25 protein-coding genes are annotated in these 16,456 nt (G+C 70.5%); 3 read left to right on the top strand and 22 right to left on the bottom strand.

The features are described 5' to 3' along the window. The first annotated feature begins 209 nt into the window (after positions 1-209). The gene (locus F593_RS27965) at positions 210-2,663 is read left to right on the top strand and encodes an AAA family ATPase (protein WP_022928257.1); all 2,454 of its coding nucleotides are present in this window, start codon (positions 210-212) and stop codon (positions 2,661-2,663) included. Between the two features lie 33 nt (positions 2,664-2,696). On the opposite strand, the gene surE is transcribed toward F593_RS27965, so the two are convergent. Further along, the gene (gene surE, locus F593_RS0108090; protein WP_022928256.1) at positions 2,697-3,557 is read right to left on the bottom strand and encodes a 5'/3'-nucleotidase SurE; all 861 of its coding nucleotides are present in this window, start codon (positions 3,555-3,557) and stop codon (positions 2,697-2,699) included. A 202-nt stretch (positions 3,558-3,759) separates the two neighbouring features. Here surE and F593_RS0108085 point away from each other — a divergent pair, with 202 nt between their 5' ends. After that, complete coding sequence (locus F593_RS0108085; protein WP_022928255.1) at positions 3,760-3,966, top strand: helix-turn-helix transcriptional regulator; 207 nt, start codon at positions 3,760-3,762, stop codon at positions 3,964-3,966. Next, a complete protein-coding gene (locus F593_RS0108080) occupies positions 3,963-4,448 on the top strand; it encodes a hypothetical protein (RefSeq protein ID WP_022928254.1) in 486 nt (161 codons plus the stop codon). Before F593_RS0108085 ends, F593_RS0108080 begins: the two co-directional genes overlap by 4 nt. Here the strand turns inward: F593_RS0108080 and truA are convergent. The 21 genes from truA to rpsQ form a co-directional block, all read right to left on the bottom strand. Then, positions 4,442-5,326, bottom strand: a complete 885-nt coding sequence (gene truA, locus F593_RS23450; protein ID WP_022928253.1) for a tRNA pseudouridine(38-40) synthase TruA — start codon at positions 5,324-5,326, stop codon at positions 4,442-4,444. The two genes, F593_RS0108080 and truA, sit on opposite strands and share 7 nt — an antisense overlap. A gap of 93 nt (positions 5,327-5,419) precedes the next feature. Continuing rightward, entirely contained in the window at positions 5,420-5,866 is a 447-nt protein-coding gene (locus F593_RS0108070; protein ID WP_022928252.1) for a DUF1707 SHOCT-like domain-containing protein, read from the bottom strand. Positions 5,867-6,053: 187 nt separating this feature from the next. Then, on the bottom strand, positions 6,054-6,407 hold the full coding sequence (rplQ, locus tag F593_RS0108065; protein WP_022928251.1) for a 50S ribosomal protein L17: 354 nt from the start codon (positions 6,405-6,407) through the stop codon (positions 6,054-6,056). A 42-nt stretch (positions 6,408-6,449) separates the two neighbouring features. Then, on the bottom strand, positions 6,450-7,409 hold the full coding sequence (locus F593_RS0108060) for a DNA-directed RNA polymerase subunit alpha (protein ID WP_022928250.1): 960 nt from the start codon (positions 7,407-7,409) through the stop codon (positions 6,450-6,452). 253 nt (positions 7,410-7,662) lie between these two features. Further along, positions 7,663-8,058, bottom strand: coding sequence for a 30S ribosomal protein S11 (gene rpsK / locus F593_RS0108055; protein WP_022928249.1), 396 nt, complete (start codon positions 8,056-8,058; stop codon positions 7,663-7,665). Positions 8,059-8,076: 18 nt separating this feature from the next. Continuing rightward, positions 8,077-8,460: a 30S ribosomal protein S13 gene (gene rpsM / locus F593_RS0108050; RefSeq protein ID WP_022928248.1), complete on the bottom strand. Its 384-nt coding sequence runs from the start codon at positions 8,458-8,460 to the stop codon at positions 8,077-8,079. A 3-nt stretch (positions 8,461-8,463) separates the two neighbouring features. Beyond that, the gene (rpmJ, locus tag F593_RS29215; RefSeq protein ID WP_084629688.1) at positions 8,464-8,577 is read right to left on the bottom strand and encodes a 50S ribosomal protein L36; all 114 of its coding nucleotides are present in this window, start codon (positions 8,575-8,577) and stop codon (positions 8,464-8,466) included. Positions 8,578-8,803: 226 nt separating this feature from the next. Then, positions 8,804-9,577 (bottom strand): type I methionyl aminopeptidase, encoded by a 774-nt coding sequence (gene map / locus F593_RS0108045; RefSeq protein WP_022928247.1) that lies wholly within the window; start codon positions 9,575-9,577, stop codon positions 8,804-8,806. 40 nt (positions 9,578-9,617) lie between these two features. Next, positions 9,618-10,280 carry an adenylate kinase gene (locus F593_RS23445; RefSeq protein ID WP_033206563.1) on the bottom strand — a complete coding sequence of 221 codons (663 nt, stop codon included), beginning with the start codon at positions 10,278-10,280 and terminating at the stop codon, positions 9,618-9,620. A 57-nt stretch (positions 10,281-10,337) separates the two neighbouring features. Continuing rightward, positions 10,338-11,612, bottom strand: a complete 1,275-nt coding sequence (secY, locus tag F593_RS0108035) for a preprotein translocase subunit SecY (RefSeq protein ID WP_022928245.1) — start codon at positions 11,610-11,612, stop codon at positions 10,338-10,340. Between the two features lie 171 nt (positions 11,613-11,783). Beyond that, complete coding sequence (gene rplO / locus F593_RS0108030) at positions 11,784-12,281, bottom strand: 50S ribosomal protein L15 (protein ID WP_022928244.1); 498 nt, start codon at positions 12,279-12,281, stop codon at positions 11,784-11,786. Further along, the gene (gene rpmD / locus F593_RS0108025) at positions 12,278-12,463 is read right to left on the bottom strand and encodes a 50S ribosomal protein L30 (RefSeq protein ID WP_022928243.1); all 186 of its coding nucleotides are present in this window, start codon (positions 12,461-12,463) and stop codon (positions 12,278-12,280) included. Before rpmD ends, rplO begins: the two co-directional genes overlap by 4 nt. Further along, positions 12,460-13,044, bottom strand: a complete 585-nt coding sequence (rpsE, locus tag F593_RS0108020) for a 30S ribosomal protein S5 (RefSeq protein WP_022928242.1) — start codon at positions 13,042-13,044, stop codon at positions 12,460-12,462. Before rpsE ends, rpmD begins: the two co-directional genes overlap by 4 nt. Positions 13,045-13,058: 14 nt before the next feature. Beyond that, complete coding sequence (gene rplR, locus F593_RS0108015; RefSeq protein ID WP_022928241.1) at positions 13,059-13,424, bottom strand: 50S ribosomal protein L18; 366 nt, start codon at positions 13,422-13,424, stop codon at positions 13,059-13,061. Next, the gene (gene rplF, locus F593_RS0108010; protein WP_022928240.1) at positions 13,421-13,954 is read right to left on the bottom strand and encodes a 50S ribosomal protein L6; all 534 of its coding nucleotides are present in this window, start codon (positions 13,952-13,954) and stop codon (positions 13,421-13,423) included. Before rplF ends, rplR begins: the two co-directional genes overlap by 4 nt. A 4-nt stretch (positions 13,955-13,958) precedes the next feature. Continuing rightward, entirely contained in the window at positions 13,959-14,363 is a 405-nt protein-coding gene (gene rpsH / locus F593_RS0108005) for a 30S ribosomal protein S8 (protein ID WP_022928239.1), read from the bottom strand. A gap of 3 nt (positions 14,364-14,366) precedes the next feature. Next, positions 14,367-14,552: a type Z 30S ribosomal protein S14 gene (locus F593_RS0108000; protein ID WP_022928238.1), complete on the bottom strand. Its 186-nt coding sequence runs from the start codon at positions 14,550-14,552 to the stop codon at positions 14,367-14,369. A 3-nt stretch (positions 14,553-14,555) separates the two neighbouring features. Then, entirely contained in the window at positions 14,556-15,173 is a 618-nt protein-coding gene (rplE, locus tag F593_RS0107995; protein ID WP_022928237.1) for a 50S ribosomal protein L5, read from the bottom strand. A 10-nt stretch (positions 15,174-15,183) separates the two neighbouring features. Continuing rightward, positions 15,184-15,519 (bottom strand): 50S ribosomal protein L24, encoded by a 336-nt coding sequence (gene rplX / locus F593_RS0107990; RefSeq protein ID WP_022928236.1) that lies wholly within the window; start codon positions 15,517-15,519, stop codon positions 15,184-15,186. 1 nt (position 15,520) lies between these two features. Then, positions 15,521-15,889, bottom strand: coding sequence for a 50S ribosomal protein L14 (rplN, locus tag F593_RS0107985; RefSeq protein ID WP_022928235.1), 369 nt, complete (start codon positions 15,887-15,889; stop codon positions 15,521-15,523). Beyond that, complete coding sequence (gene rpsQ, locus F593_RS31280; protein WP_022928234.1) at positions 15,886-16,452, bottom strand: 30S ribosomal protein S17; 567 nt, start codon at positions 16,450-16,452, stop codon at positions 15,886-15,888. The genes rplN and rpsQ overlap by 4 nt, the downstream gene beginning before the upstream one ends. Positions 16,453-16,456 lie beyond the last annotated feature (4 nt).

Genomic DNA, 16,456 nt, shown 5'->3' with positions numbered 1-16,456 from the left:
GTGTTCACTGGAATTGGCGCCCGGCTATTGCAACGGTTGCATCGTGCCCGTCCCGATTCCAGACCCCGCGGCCCGAGAACTGGCCGAGACCCTGAAAGACCCGTTGGCCCGACAGGTGCTCGACCTCGCTGTCTCAGGACCCATCGACATCGAGGTCCTTCAACAGCAACTCATCGAAGCTGAAGCAGCTCGCCTCCTGGAGGACACCGATGCTTGAGTGGCTGGACGTCGAACATTTCCGCGCTTTCGGGGCGCGACAACGTTTGGAGTTCTCGCCCCAACTCACCGTCGTATCCGCGCTCAACAGCCAAGGCAAGACGAGCCTCGCCGAAGCGATCGAATTCCTGTTCTCCGGTGCACTGTCCCGCCAGCGGGTCTTGAGCACTTCGAAGACTGAGTACGCGGCTTGCCTACAAAACGCGCATCACCCGGGTCAAGTCTGCGCAGTCTCGGCTGCAATCGGTTCCACCGGCGTCCTCCGACGCGAACTGGTCGACGACTACGGCGCCAATAGCGCTGCCTGCAAGTCCCGAGCGACGTTCGCGGGGGCGGATCTCGAGGAGACCGCTGGGTCCGTCGCCGGCCTGTTGCTCGGGGCGCCGCCGATCATCGCTCCGGTGCTACATCCGCACACCCTTCGGTTCCCCGTCTCAGCAGGCCCGACTGAGCGGTTCAACTACCTACGGGCTGCGGCGGGGCTTGCGGACCTAGAACTCGTCCGCGAGCGGGCCTCTCACACCCTGAAAGAGCTCGCTGCGGCACGCAAGGCGGATCCCGGTGACCTGGCGAGCAAACCGTCGGCGGTCGCAGCCCGGACATGGTTCGTAGAGGTTTCCACTGTCCTCGGAAAGCCCTGCGGCGTCGAGGTCGTGGAGGGCGACTGGACCGGAGCCCTGGAGGAAACGATCCGCCGCGCCCAGGAGGCCACGTTCCCATTCGCTCGGTTTGAGGTTCAGGTTCCCGAGAGCCCAAGGACGGATGATCTGAATGCCGCTTCTGCGCGTCTCGTCGCGACGGCTACGGCTGCCGGCGCCTCGGCGGCAGACAGCGCGCAGATCTTGCACGTGGCCCATTCCTTCCTGCACGGTCAGGAGGTGCCTTTTGACTGCCCCGTGTGCGGCACCGCAGATGCGATCACAGCGGAACGCATCGCTCAGATCGAAGACACCTTGCGCGACCTGGAGGAGGTGCAAGCCGCTCGCACCAACCTCGCTGGTGTCCTGGACCGCGTTGCCGTCGATTTGGCGGGCGTGCGCGACGCCGTAGCTCGCGTCGCGGCTCGCATGGCCAGCATTGCGAAGGAACCCCCGACGGAAGAAGCAGCGGCAGCAGTCGACATCGACCGCGACGCACTCAAGGAGCTGCTAGCAGCCGCATCCGTGCTGCGCACGAAAAGCGAATGCCACGCCGAGGTGCTCGTTCGGGCATCGGCGTGGCGCAGCGTCGATGTAGCCACATCGTCGACGGCCTCGCTCATCGAGCTGGCCGACCGTGTCCGCCAAGCGACGGATGAGGCGAACGACGCGCTCGTGAGCGTTCGGGATGCTGCCCACACGTATCGTCGCGCTACGGGCGAGGTACTCGAATCGGCCAAGCTCCGCGTGACCGAACGAGGCAACGCTCACGACGCAAAAGAGCTCCTCAAGGCCGTGAGGGAAGCAGGGGGCGCCGAGCAGTTGTGGGCGCTGGAACGCGCGCACGTGAACGTCGCCATACGCGCGCACGCTGCCCGGCAAGCGTTGCTGGCGTCGGCAAGCGCTGTGGTATCCGCGCGCCACGACGCCCTGGGCCACGACGTTCGGCGTTGGTGGTCCATGCTGCGACCAGGCGACCCAACCACCCCGCAGAACGTCGTGCCACGCGGTCGGGAGTCCAAGCACATCGATCTGCTGGTCGAGCTGTCGAACGAGGCGACCGTTCGTACCGCAGTGGGGGTGTTGTCCGACTCCCAACTCAACGCGTTGGGGCTCGCCCTGGCTTTGGCCCGAGCTGCAGGGCTCGGGTGGAAAACTCTGGTTCTCGACGACCCCACACAGGGCGGGGATGACGAGCACCGAGCCGCGTTCGTCAACGACGTCGTCCCGGCGCTCCTGAAGAGCGGCGTGCAGGTGACCGTTCTGACGCACGACCCGCGCTTGGCCGCGGATCTGCTGTGCCTGACCCAGTTCGAGCTGGCTCACTACTCACTATCGCTCGCCCACGACGCCACTGGCGCGACGGTCGCCCCACAGAGGCTGCCGGTCGTTTCCATGCTCGCTTCCGCCTCCCACCGCATCGCTCAAGCGGGGACCGTGCCCACCGAGGAAGACCGACGCGCCGTCAGCCATGAGATCCGCATCGTCGCGGAACGGGTTGCGAAGACGATGCTCGTCAGGCAGGACGCTACCGACGGGGACACGACGAAGTCGTTGTCGTCCTACGCGAACGCTCAGCTCGGCGATCTCATCCGGCAGCTTCGGTCTCGCGGCGTGATCGACCCTCAGCAGGGGGGCGAGTGGGACCGCATCCGGCAATGCGCCAATCCTGGAAGCCATGACGACATCCCACGGACACATTCCGAGTTGGTCGGTGTCTTCACCTCACTCAGAGCTTCGGCCCGTATCGGTTTGGGCCTCTCGCGAAGAATGCTCGACAGCGAGGTCCCGATACCAGCGTCCGCTTAGCGAGGAGAGCTGCCCACCGAGCTCTGCCCCCGCTCAGTCCTCGAGCAGCTCGCCGATGCGGTCGAGCAGGCCCTCGAAGTCGTGGCCCGCGAGCGGGGCGATCGCGGACTCCCGGGTCAGGTCGAGATGCAGCGGGGTGATGGAGACGTGGCCCGCGTGCACCGCCGCCAGGTCCGTGCCCGGCTCGGGCTCGAACCCGTGCTCCGTGCCGTACAGCCAGTAGGTGCGCGAGCCGTCGGGGTGCGTCTCCACCGGCCGCAGCTCGTCGCGGTAGTGCCGCCGCCCCAGGCGCGTGACCTCGACGGCCAGGGGCGCGCAGCCGCTGTCGCTGTGGGGCACGTTGACGTTGAGCACCGTGCGCCGCGGCAGGGGCAGCGTGCCGTCCTCGCGGCTCACCCGCTCGACCTCGGCCACGATCCGTGAGGCGATCTCGGCGGCGACCCCGAAGTCCCACGTGTACTCCCGGCGAAGGGACCAGTCCCCGTGGGGCGAGGCCATGGACACGGCGACGCCCGGGATGTCGTGGACCACCGCCTCGAGCGCGGCGGCGACCGTCCCGGAGTAGGTGACGTCCTCCCCCATGTTCGCCCCGTGGTTGATGCCGGAGACGACGAGGTCGGGGGTCCACCCCTCGACGATGCCGTGCGCCGCCAGGCGGACGCAGTCCGTCGGGGTGCCGTCGGTCTGCAGGCCCTCCGTGCCGTCGTCGAAGTGCGCCGCGCGCACGCAGAGGGGGCGCCGCACGGTGATGGAGCGCGCCATCGCCGAGCGGTTGCCGTCCGGGGCGACCACGCGCAGATCGATCCCGTCCAGGCGCAGCAGCGCACGCCGCAGCGCCTCGAGCCCGTCGGCGTGCACGCCGTCGTCGTTCGTGAGGAGGACGCGCGTCGTCATGCGCTCCCAGCGTAGCCCCGCGGACCGGGCCGCGGGAAGCGCGGCCCGGAACGCGCGCGGGCGACGACGTGCTCTCGGGGCGTGCGGGGCCCGCACGCCTGCGGACGGCGCCGCGCCCGGGCGGAGCCCCGTCGGTGACGGCGGCGGTCGGGTGTCAAGCGACCTTGACACCGCGGGCGATGTCAAGCTACCTTGACATCCGATGCGCAACGACGTCCGCGAGCGCCGCACCGCCGACGGCCTCTCCCAGGCCGCCCTGGCCTCGGCGCTGGGCGTCTCGCGCCAGACCGTCAACGCGATCGAGCAGGGCCGCTACCTGCCGTCGCTCCCGCTCGCCTTCGCGCTCGCCCTCCACTTCGGGGTCCGCGTCGACGAGCTGTTCCACCCCGATCCCGAGGACCTGCCATGAGCACCCCCACGCCCGACGTGCCCTCCGACGAGGCGTCCGGCCCGCGTCCGGCGCGGCCCCCGCAGGGCACGCGCGCCGAGCTCGAGGACACCCAGATCTGGTGGCTGCGGTGGATCTACGTGCCGGTCATGTCCGCCATCGGCATCGCGGCGCTCGTCGTCGCGCTGCTCGGCGCGGGCGACTCGACGCTCGCGCTGGTCGTCGCGATCATGGTCGCCGGGAGCCTCATCGGTGCGACGCTGCGGTTCCGGAACCAGCGTGCCGAGACCGGCCACCTGGCGCTCGACGAGCGGGAGGAGACCCAGGTGATGCGCACCGCCGGCTACGCCTGGTGCTTCACGTTCTTCGGCGTGCTCGCGTGGCTCGTCGGATGGGCGGCGACCCACGACGGCGGTGAGACGCCCATCCCGCTCATCGTCCTTGCGGGATTGGTCGCGAGCGTCGGCCTGGGGCGGCTCTGCACGCGGCGCGAGGGCTACTGAGCGGCCGAGGCCGCCACACCGCCCGCCGCGTCCCCGCCCTGCACCGCCGCGGGTGCGGGCGCGTGGGCGCTGCCCGGCGCATCGGCGCTGCCGGGGTCGCCCGCCCACGGAGGCGCGCCCCAGCCCGCCGGCGCGACCGCGGGGCCGCCGAGCTCCGCCGGGTAGGCGATCCCGGCGAGGTGCAGGCCCTCGGGCGACAGCGTGGGACCGGCCGCGGACCGCGGGGCGCCCTCGAGCAGCGCGACGAAGTCCTCCAGGGGCCGCCGCCCGTTGGCGACCTGCAGCATCGTGCCGACCAGGATGCGGTTCATGTGGCGCATGAACGCGTCGCCCTCGATCCACAGGTCGAGGAAGGAGCCTCTCCGCACCCACTGCGCGCGCAGGATGCGACGGCGGAAATGCACGTGCTGCGTCTGCGTCGGTGTGAAGGCCGTGAAGTCGTGCTTGCCGAGCACGGCCTGGGCACAGGCGCGCAGCAGGTCCTCGTCGAGCCGGTAGGGCCACCAGAGGGCGTGGCGTCGGCCGAAGGGCGAGGGCGTGCCCCGCACGAAGAGCCGGAAGCAGTAGGTGCGGCTCGTCGCCATCCGCCGCGCGTCGAACGGCCCGTCCAGGGCGACGGCGCTCCGCACCGCGATGTCGTTCGGCAGCACCGCGTTGAGCCCGTAGAGGTCGACGGGACCCCCCGGGTAGGACGCCACCTGCGCGACCGCGTGGACGCCCCGGTCGGTGCGCCCGGCGACGGTGAGCTCCGTGGGCGCGCGCCGGATGACCTGGAGCGCGCGGGTCAGCTCCCCGTGCACGGAGCGCACGCCCGGCTGGGCCGCCCACCCGTACAGCTCGGTGCCGTCGTACTCGATCTCCAGCCGCGTCGTGATCACTGCGCCGGGGATCCTCCCGCACCGGCCGGGAAGACGCGGTGCGGCGCGACGGGGCAACGGTCGGAGCTCCGCCGGCGATTCGACCCCGGGCCGTTAGCGGCGGCGAGCGGCCATCCGACGCACGCGACGTCGGACCGCGACGTGCCCGGCGAGCAACGCGCCCGTCGGCAGCAGCAGGGCGACGGGCCACGGGGTCCCCGCACCTGCGGCGGCCCACAGCGCGACGGCGCCGCCGTTGACGCCGGTGAAGACCGCGGTGTGCGTCCGCATCGCGGCCCGGTCGACCCCGCGGACGACCGCGACGCTGCGCTCGCGCGCGGGGGCGGTGAGCACCCGCACGGCGCTGCCCGGCAGACCACGCAGGGCGACGGCGAGATGGCCGGCGGTGCTCGCCCGCAGCACCTCGCCCATCCGCTCCTCGAACTCGTGCGCCTCGATCCGCCCCTCGGCGAACTGGCGCGCGAGCTCGCGCCGCACGGCCTCGCGCTCGCGGTCGCCCACGCGCGCATCGATCAGGGGGAGGGAGCCGGGCTCGGCCACACCACGAGGGTACTCCCCGCGCGACCGCACGTCGGCGGCCGAACGACCCGTCCAGTCGCCGGACATCGTGGCCGCCAGGGGGACGCCACCCGCCCGGGAACGACGACGGCCGCCCCGGAGGGCGGCCGTCGTACGGCGCCGGCTCGAAGGCCGGCGGGTGCGTCGCCCGGAGACGACGCCAAGAGGCTCAGACGAGCTCGATGAGCACCATCTCGGTGGCGTCCGACTTCCGCGGCCCGAGCTTCAGGATGCGGGTGTAGCCGCCCGGACGCTCCGCGTAGCGCGGGGCGATGTCCTCGAACAGCTTGTAGGCCGAGAACTTGTCCTGGCCGAGCGTCGAGAGCACCTGGCGACGCGCGTGCAGGTCGCCGCGCTTGGCCAGCGTGATGAGCTGCTCGATCTCCGGCTTCAGCGCCTTGGCCTTGGCCTCGGTCGTCTTGATGCGCTCGTGCTCCACGACCTCCTTGCAGAGGTTGCGGAGGAGGGCCTTGCGGTGCGCGGAGTCGCGGCTGAGCTTGTGGCGGGTCTTCTGGTGACGCATCGTCTAGGTCTTTCTGGGGCGGCTCGCCGAGGGTCGTGGACGCTACTCGTCGCGGAGGCCGTAGCCCCGCGCGGCGAGGGTCTCCACGACCTCGTCGATCGACTTCTTGCCGAAGTTCGGGATGGCGGCGAGCTCGGCCTCGGTCTTCGAGGTGAGGTCACCCACGGTCTGGATGCCGGCGCGCTTGAGGCAGTTGTACGAGCGGACGCCGAGCTCGAGCTCCTCGATCATCATCTCGTCGGTCGGGTCGCCGTAGCCGTCGTGGCCGACGAGCCCGTCCTCGAGCTCACCGCCCACGGAGGCACGGAGCTCCTCGACGCGATCGGGGTCGGTGAAGACCGCGAGCTGCTGGATCAGGATCTCGGAGGCCTCGCGGAGCGCCTCGCCCGGCTCGAGCGAGCCGTCGGTCTCGATGTCCAGCGTGAGCTGGTCGAAATCGGTGCGCTGGCCGACGCGGGCCGGCTCGACGCGGTAGGCGACGCGACGGATCGGCGAGAAGATCGAGTCGATCGGGATGACGCCGATCGGCTGGTCCGCCGTCTTGTTCTCGTCGGCGGAGCGGTACCCGCGGCCCTGGCCGATGGTCAGGTAGACCTCGAGCTTCGTGCCGGCCTCGAGGGTCGCGATGTGCGCCTCGGGGTTGAGGATCTCGACGCCCGCGGGGAGGTCGATGTCCTTCGCGGTGATCTCGCCGGGGCCCTCGGCCACGAGCGGGGCCTCGACCTCGGTCGCGTCGGAGTGCATCCGGCAGACGAGCGTCTTGAGGTTCAGGACGATGTCCGTCACGTCCTCGGAGACGCCCTCGAGCGTCGTGAACTCGTGCGCCACGCCCTCGATGCGGACGTTCGTGACCGCCGCGCCGGAGAGGAAGCTCAGCAGCACCCGGCGAAGCGAGTTGCCGAACGTGTAGCCGAAGCCGCGCTCGAGGGGCTCGATCGTGAACGTGCCGCGGTTGTCCTCGACGGATTCGCGGGTGATCCGAGGGGTCTGGTAGTCGAGCATCAAGGTCCTTGCTTCGGCGGAAGACGGGCGGCCGACGGGCGGGGCCGATCGCCTGTGCAGTCGGGCGGGCGGGGCTTCGACCTCCCCGGCCCGCGCGCTGCGGGGTGCTACTTGGTCCTACGGGGTGGGGCGGGCGGAGCGGTGGAGGCTCCGTGCCCCGGCGCCGGCGACGAGGTCGCGCGGCGCGTGGTCGCCCGCCGGCCGGCCGCCTGTGAGGGACGGGTGACCGGGCGGGACGACACGACGACGGTCGTTAGACGCGGCGGCGCTTCTTCGGGCGGCAGCCGTTGTGCGCCTGGGGCGTCACGTCGCGGACCGTCGTGATCTCGAGACCGGCGGCCTGGAGCGAGCGGATCGCGGTGTCGCGACCGGAGCCGGGGCCCTTGACGAAGACCTCGACCTTCTCCAGACCCTGCTCGATGCCCTTGCGGGCAGCAGAGTCGGCGGTCACCTGCGCGGCGAACGGCGTCGACTTGCGGGAGCCCTTGAAACCGGCACCGCCGGCGGACTCCCAGGCGATGACGTTGCCCTCGCGGTCGGTGAGGGAGACGATCGTGTTGTTGAAGCTCGTCTTGATGTGGGCCTGGCCGACAGGGATGTTCTTCTTCGGCTTGCGGCGGCCGCGGGCGGGGCGCTTCGGTGCGGGCATGAGGTTCTAAGGGCTCCGTTACTTCTTGCCGGGCTTCTTCTTGCCGGCGGTCGGCATGCGCTTGGGGCCCTTGCGGGTGCGCGCGTTGGTCTTCGTCTTCTGCCCGCGGACGGGGAGGTTGCGGCGGTGACGGATGCCGCGGTAGCAGCCAATCTCCATCAGACGCTTGACAGCCTGGTTGCGCTCGCGTCGGAGATCGCCCTCGACGATGACGTCGCGGTCGATGTGATCGCGGAGAGCGGCCACCTGCTCCTCGGTGAGATCGCGAACCTTGGTGTCGCGATCGATCCCGGTCGCCGCCAGGATGTCGTTCGAGGCACTACGGCCGATGCCGTAGATGTAGGTGAGGCCAATCTCGATCCGCTTGTTCAGCGGGATGTTGATGCCGGAGATGCGTGCCATGACTCAGCCCTGCCGCTGCTTGTGGCGGGGGTTCTGACAAATCACGAGGACAGCGCCGTTACGGCGGATGACCTTGCACTTCTCGCACATCGGCTTGACCGACGGTCGTACCTTCATGGTTCCCTTCTCGGCTCGCTATTCAGTGGCCTGGCTCTGACGGTCGCGAGACCCTCGCTACCAGCCACTGAGGCGCGACACGGCCCGGAGGCGTGTCGCGCGCAGATTCGGCACGATACCAGACAGCACCCCGGGCACGTCGAACGGCACCCGGGCGGACACATCACGGTAGCAGTCAGGGCCGGCGGGCGGCGGGCGCCGTCCACGCCGACCCGGACCGACGAGCTCAGGCGGTTCGGGCGGGGGCGCCCGACCACGGCGTGAGGACGCGCGGACCGTCGTCCGTGACCGCGACCGTCACCTCCACGTGAGTCGCGCGCGCCCCGTCGATCGTGAAGACCGACCACCCGTCCGGCGCCGTCCGCGTCCGCGGCCGGCCGAGGGTGAGCATCGGCTCCACCGCGATCACGAGCCCGGCCTCGAGCGGCACCCCCTCCCCCACGCGCCCGACGTTCGGAACGGCGGGGTCCTCGTGCAGGTTCCGCCCCACCCCGTGGCCGATGAGCGCGGGGAACACCTCGACCCCCGCCCGCTCGGCGCGCGACAGCACCGCGGCTCCGACGTCTCCCACGTGTCCGCCGGGCACGCAGCGGGCGACGGCGTCGCGCAGCGCGTCCTCCCCGGCGGCGACGAGCCGGGCGTCGTCCGCGGAGGCGGTGCCCACCACGACGGTGCGTGCCGCGTCCGTCACCCAGCCGTCCAGCCGCACGCCGACGTCGAGGGAGAGGACGTCGCCGTCGCCCAGCGGGCGGGGGCCCGGGATGCCGTGCACCACGAGGTCGTTGGGCGACGCGCAGATCGATCTGCGGAATCCCCGGTAGCCGAGGAACGCGGGCTCCCCGCCGCCCGTCCGGATCAGGTCGTGCGCGAGCCCGTCGAGCTCGAGCGTCGTGACACCGGCCTCCGCCGCGGCCACGAGCTCGTCGAGCACCGACGCCAGCAGCGCGCCCGAGGCGGCCAGGGCGTCGACCTGACCGGGGCTCTTCAGCTGCGGCGCCATCCTGCGGGCGCCCCGCCGGGTCGGCGGGGCGCGAGCCGTCCTAGACGGCGTCCTCGAGGCGGAGCGTCGAGACGGTCTTGCGCAGGTGCGCCTCGACCTCTTCGGCGGGGGCGGTGCCGTCGAACGTGTGGAGCAGTCCGCGCGCGGCGTAGTACTCGACCAGCGGCTCGGTCTGCTCGTGGTAGACCGCGAGGCGCTTGCGGATCGTCTCGGGACGGTCGTCGTCGCGCTGGATCAGCGGGGTGCCGTCGACGTCGCAGACCCCGTCGACCTTCGGCGGGTTGGACTCCAGGTGGTACACGCGCCCGGCCTCGGACACGCGACGGCCGGAGAGCCGACGCACGATCTCGTCGTCGGGCACGTCGAAGTACAGGACGCCGTTGAGGTCACGTCCCAGGTCGGACAGCGCGGCGTCGAGCGCCTCGCCCTGCGCGACGTTGCGCGGGAAGCCGTCCAGCACGAACCCGTCCTTCGCCTCCTCGGAGCGCACGCGCTCGAGGATGAGACCGATGACGAGCTCGTCCGGGACGAGGTCGCCCGCGTCCATGAACGCCTTGGCCTGCACGCCGAGCTCGGTGCCGGCCTTGACCGCCGCGCGGAGGATGTTCCCCGTGACGACGTACTCCAGGCCGCCGTCGGCGGTCAGGCGCTCGCCCTGGGTGCCCTTGCCGGCGCCCGGCGGTCCCAGGAGGATCAGGTTCAGCTCAGCCATCGTTCCGTCCTTCGTGCGGGGCCAGGAGGTCGTGCGGGAGCACGGCCCTCACTTGAGGAAGCCCTCGTAGTTGCGCATCATCATCTGGGCCTCGAGCTGCTTGACGGTGTCGAGCGCGACGCCCACGACGATCAGCATCGAGGTGCCGCCGAAGGCGAACCCCTGCGTCGTCTGGTTGAAGAGGATCGCGGGCACCGCGGCGACGGCCGCGAGGTACAGGGCGCCGGGGAACGTGAGCCGCGCGAGCACGCGGTCGAGGAACTCGGCCGTGGGCCGCCCCGGGCGCACGCCGGGGATGAACCCGCCGTACTTCTTGAGGTTGTCCGCCTGCTCCACCGGGTTGAACGTGACCGCGGTGTAGAAGTAGGTGAACAGGATGATGAAGACGGCCTCCATCCCGATGTAGGACCAGCTGCCCGGGAGCAGGAACTCCTGGACGGCCGTGTCCTGGCGCTTCGTCACGACCTGGGCGATCGTGGGCGGGATCGACATGATCGACGCCGCGAAGATGACCGGGATGACGTTGGCCATGTTGACCTTGAGCGGCAGGTAGGTCTGCCCGCCGCCGCTCATGCGCCGGCCGATGACGCGCTTGGCGTACTGGATCGGGATGCGGCGCTGGCCCTCCTGGACGAACACCACGGCCGCGATGACGGCAAGCGCGATGAACGGCATCAGGACCTTGAAGACGGGGTCACCGCTGTTCCACCAGTTGCTGATGCCGTTCGGGAGGCCCGACACGATCGACGCGAAGATCATCAGCGACATGCCGTTGCCGACGCCGCGCTGGGTGATGAGCTCGCCGAGCCACATCACGATGAGCGCACCGGCGGTCAGGGACGACGCGATCAGGACGAGGTGCCCCGCGTTGAAGTCCTCGATGAGCGGCACACCGGCGGAGCCCTCGAGGCTGCGGAACAGCGTCACGTACGCGAACGACTGGCCGAGCGCGAGGGCCACGGTCAGGTAGCGCGTGTACTGGGTGATGCGCTGCTGCCCGATCTCGCCTTCCTGCTTGAGCTTCTCGAGCGACGGGACGACGACCTGCAGCAGCTGGAGCACGATCGACGCCGTGATGAAGGGCATGATGCCGAGCGCGAAGATCGCGATCTGGCTCAGCGCCCCGCCGGAGAAGACGTTCAACAGCTGGAGGGCGCCGCCCTGGAAGGCGGCGTTGTCCTGGAGGGCCTCGACGCCGGCGCGGGAGACGCCCGGGACGGGGATCTGCGCGCCGATGCGGTAGAGCGCGAGGAGGAAGAGCGTGATGCCCAACTTCTTGCGGATCTCCGGGACGGTGAGCGCGCCGGTCAGGATGCGGATCATCGGTCTCGTGCTCGCAGTGGGGAAAGAGGGGCGGGACGGTGAAGGATGCCCGCTCCGGCAGAACGGCCGGAACGGGCGGCGCGGGCCTCGCGGCCCGCGCCTGATGCTGCTGGGGATCCTACGGTGCGGCGGGCCCGGACGCCGCCGGGCCTGCCGTTGCTGCGGTGAGGCCTAGGCCTCGACGACGACGGCGGTGCCGCCGGCGGCCTCGATGGCCGCCTTCGCGCTGGCGCTGAAGCCGTGCGCGTGGATCGTCAGCGGACCCGTGAGCTCACCGCGGCCCAGCACCTTGACCGGCACGTCCTTGCGCTGGCCCAGGCCCTTGGCCTTGAGGGCCTCGAGCGTGACCTCGGCGCCGGACTCGAAGCGCTCCGCGATGTCGTCCAGGTTCACCGGCTGCGTCTCCGTGCGGAAGCGCTCGAACGGCATGGACGTCTTCTTGTTCGGACCGCGCAGCTTGCGCATGCGGGCCTGGATCGGCGTCTGGCCGCCCTCGAACCGCGTGCGGTCCTTGGCACCCGAACGCGAGCCGGCGCCCTTGTGGCCGCGGCCGGACGTCTTGCCCATGCCGCTGCCGTGGCCGCGACCGACCCGCTTGCGCGGCTTGGTGCTGCCCGGGGCCGGGCGCAGGGAGTGCAGCCCGATGACTTCGTTGTTCTCGGAGCTCATGCCTGCTCCTCCTCTACGCGGACCAGGTGCCGCACGGCGTGCAGCATGCCGCGCGACTGCGGCGTGTCCGTGACCTCGACGGTGTGGCCGATCCGCCGGAGCCCCAGGGACCGCAGCGTGTCGCGCTGCGCCTGGTTGCTGCCGATGGACGACTTGAACTGGGTGGCCTTGACCGTGCTCACGCGGTCACCTCCTCTGCGGGGGCGTCCTCGGTCGCCTCCGTCGTCTCGACGGCCTCGACGGGCCGGTCGACGACGCCGAGGACGTCCTTGATGCTCAGGCCGCGGAGCTCCGCGACCTCGCGCGGGGTGCGCAGCTGCTGCAGGCCCTGGACCGTGGCCTTGACCAGGTTGATGGGGTTCTGCGAGCCGAGGCTCTTGCTCAGGATGTCCTGCAGGCCGGCGAGCTCGAGCACGGCGCGGACGCCGCCACCGGCGATGACGCCGGTACCCGGCGAGGCCGGCTTCAGGAGGACCTGGCCCGAGCCGAAGCGCCCGATCACGGGGTGCGTGATCGTGGAGTTGTGCTTCGGGACGCGGAAGAGATCCTTCTTCGCCCGCTCCACGGCCTTCTGGATGGCCAACGGGACCTCGTTGGCCTTGCCGTAGCCGATGCCGACTACGGAGTTCTCGTCACCGACCACGACCAGGGCGGTGAAGGAGAAGCGACGGCCACCCTTCACCACCTTGGCGACGCGGTTGATTTCCACGACCCGCTCCTGGAGATCCAGGCCGACGGGGCTGACAGTTCGATCGATCGTCATGGGTTCAGTGGCTCCTAGACGGTGAGCCCGCCCTCGCGGACCGCTTCAGCGAACGCCTTGACGCGCCCGTGGTACTGGTATCCGCCACGGTCGAACACGACCGTGTCGATGCCCGCAGCCTTGGCGCGCTCGGCGAGCGCCTTGCCGGCTGCGGTGGCCTGGTCCGCCTTGCTGAGGTCGCGGAACGCGTCCTCGGTCCAGGAGACGGAGGCGAGCGTGTGACCGCTGCCCGCGTTGGCGCTGTCGTCGATGAGCTGCGCGAAGATCCCGCGGTTGCTGCGGAACACGGCCACCCGGGGACGCTCGGCGGTGCCGATGACCTTGGACCGCACGCGACGCCGGCGCTTGAGCCGGCGCGCTTCCTTCGTGACGACGCTCATGCGCGCTTACCGACCTTCCGGACGACGTACTCGCCCTCGTAACGGATGCCCTTGCCCTTGTAGGGCTCCGGCGGCCGCTTCTTGCGGATCTTGGCCGCCGTCTCGCCGACGAGCTGCTTGTCGGTGCCCTTGATGACGATGCGGGTGGGCTGCGGGACCTCGAACTCGATGCCCTCGGGAGCCTCGACCGTGACCGGGTGCGAGTAGCCGAGCGCCAGGTCGAGGGTCGAGCCCTTGAGCGAGGCGCGGTAGCCGACGCCCTGGATCTCGAGCGTCTTGGCGAAGCCGTCGGTGACGCCCTCGACCATGTTCGCGATGAGGCTGCGGCTGAGGCCGTGCAGCGCCCGGTGGGGGCCACGGTCGGTGGGCCGCGTCACGACGATCTCGGCACCCTCCTGGGTGACGGTCATGTCGCGATGGATCCGCTCGGCGAGCTGACCCTTCGGGCCCTTGACCGTGACGGTCCCGGGTTCGATGGTGACGTCGACGCCGGCGGGGACCGGGATCGGCTTGCGTCCAATACGGCTCATGCGGTTACCACACCTCGGCCCAGACCTCGCCACCGACGCCGGCCTTGCGGGCGTCGTGACCGGTCATGATGCCGCTCGAGGTCGAAACGATCATGGTACCCAGGCCGCCGAGCGACTTGGGGACCTGTCCGGTGCCGACGTACGTGCGCTGACCCGGACGGGAGACGCGACGCAGGCCGGTGATGGCCGAACGACGGTCCTTCGTGTACTTGAGCGTGATCGTGAGCAGCTCACCGGGGTACTCGGTGGCCGGCGCGACGGTCGCGTCCGCGATGTAGCCCTGCTCCTTGAGGATGCGGGCCACCTCGCGCTTGGAGTTCGAGGACGGGAGCACGACGGTGCGGTGCGCCGCCGTGATCGCGTTGCGGATCCGCGTGAGGAGATCCGCGATGGGGTCGGTCGTCGCCATGCGTTACCAGCTGCTCTTCGTCATGCCGGGGATGTAGCCCTTGTGCGCGTGCTCGCGCAGGCAGATGCGGCAGATGCCGAACTTCTTGTAGACGGAGCGCGAGCGGCCGCAGCTGCGGCAACGGGTGTACTCGCGGGTCCGGTACTTCTGGGGGCGCGCCTGGCGGACGCGCTGAGAGGTCTTCGCCATGGGTCAGCTCCCCTGGGTCGTCTTGGACGGATCGGTCGGAGCGGGCGCGCCGGCGGGCCGCTTGCCCTCGCGGGAGAACGGGAAGCCGAGGGCTTCGAGGAGGTGGAATGCCTCGCCGTCCGTGAGAGCGGAAGTGGTGATGGTGATGTCGAGTCCGCGGATCTGGTCGATCGCGTCGTAGTCGATCTCGGGGAAGATGATCTGCTCGCGCACGCCCAGGGAGTAGTTGCCCCGGCCGTCGAAGCTCGTCGTCTTGAGGCCCCGGAAGTCCCGAACGCGCGGAAGCGCGATCGCGACGAGGCGCTCGACGAACTCGTACATGCGGTCGCCGCGCAGCGTCACCGCGGCGCCGACGGGCATGTCCTCGCGCAGCTTGAAGCCGGCGATGGACTTACGGGCCCGGCGCGTGTTCGGCTTCTGGCCGGCGATCGCGGCGAGCTGATCCAGCGCCGCCGCGAACGTCTTGTTGTCCTGCTTCGCCTCGCCGAGACCCATGTTGAGGGTCACCTTCTCGAGACGCGGAACCTGCATCACGGAGGTGTAGTCGCCGGCCTCGAAGAGGCGCGGACGGATCTCGTCGAGGTAGCGCGTCTTCAGTCGCGCGGTCGTGGTCGCACTCATGCGGACTACCTCAGTCGATCTGCTGGCCGGAGCGGCGGGCGACGCGCGTAGCGCGTCCGTCCTCGCCCCGGGTGACGCCCACGCGAGTGGGCTTGTTGGTCTTGGGGTCTACGAGCATGACGTTCGAAACGTGGATCGGACCCTCCTGCTCGACGACGCCGCCCTGGCTGGCAGGGCTGCCGGGCGCGGCGGCCGGGTTGGGTCGCTGGTGCCGCTTGACGATGTTGACTCCCTCGACGATCACGCGCTCACGCGTGGGGTCGACGGAGACGACGGTGCCGGTGCGACCGCGGTCCTTGCCGCTGATCACGACGACGGTGTCGTCGCGGCGAATGCGAAGGGACATGCTAGAGCACCTCCGGCGCGAGCGACACGATCTTCATGAACGAGCGATCGCGGAGCTCGCGAGCGACCGGCCCGAAGATGCGCGTGCCGCGCGGGTTGTTGTTCGCGTCGATGATGACCGCGGCGTTCTCGTCGAAGGCGATGTACGTGCCGTCCTCGCGACCGAACTCCTTGCGGGTCCGGACGACGACGGCCTTGACGACCTCGCCCTTCTTGACGGTGCCGTTCGGCGTCGCGGCCTTGACGGTCGCGGTGATCGTGTCACCGACCCGCGCGTAGCGGCGGCGGGAGCCACCGTGCACGCGGATGGTGAGGATCTCGCGGGCGCCGGTGTTGTCGGCGACCTTGAGGCGGGACTCGTTCTGGATCACTTGGCACGCTCCACGATCTCGGCGAGCGTCCAACGCTTCGTGCGCGACAGCGGGCGGGACGACTCGATGCGGACGACGTCGCCCTCACCGGCATCGTTCTGCTCGTCGTGCGCGTAGAGCTTCGTCGTGTGACGCACGATCTTCTTGTACTTCGGGTGCCGCTTGGAGTGGTCGATCCGGACCGCGAGGGTCTTGTCGCCCTTCGCGGACACGACGACGCCCTGACGGACCTGGACGCGGCCGGGCTCGTGGTCGGGCTTCGGGGTGCCGCGATCGGTGCCGGCGTCGGCGCCGAGCTTGGCGGCCTTCTTCTCCCGCTCCTGCAGACGGCGGCGACGGCGCGCGACGGCCTTGGCCTTGCGCGTCTCGGCGCGCTCGCGGGCCCGCTCCTCCACCGACTTCGACGGGTTCGCCGTCGAGCCGGAGCGCTGGCGGTACCAGGCGCGGCGCTGGACCGGGGACAGCGACGGATCCGGGCCCACGGGCTCGGCCGGTGCTGCGTCCTCGGTCACGGCGTCCGTGCCCTCGACCTCTTCGGTGTTCTCAGTGTTCTCGTCAGCCATAGGG

This window comes from Patulibacter americanus DSM 16676 (genome assembly GCF_000420025.1).
Classification (GTDB): domain Bacteria; phylum Actinomycetota; class Thermoleophilia; order Solirubrobacterales; family Solirubrobacteraceae; genus Patulibacter; species Patulibacter americanus.
This window is presented reverse-complemented; position numbering and strand designations above follow the sequence as displayed.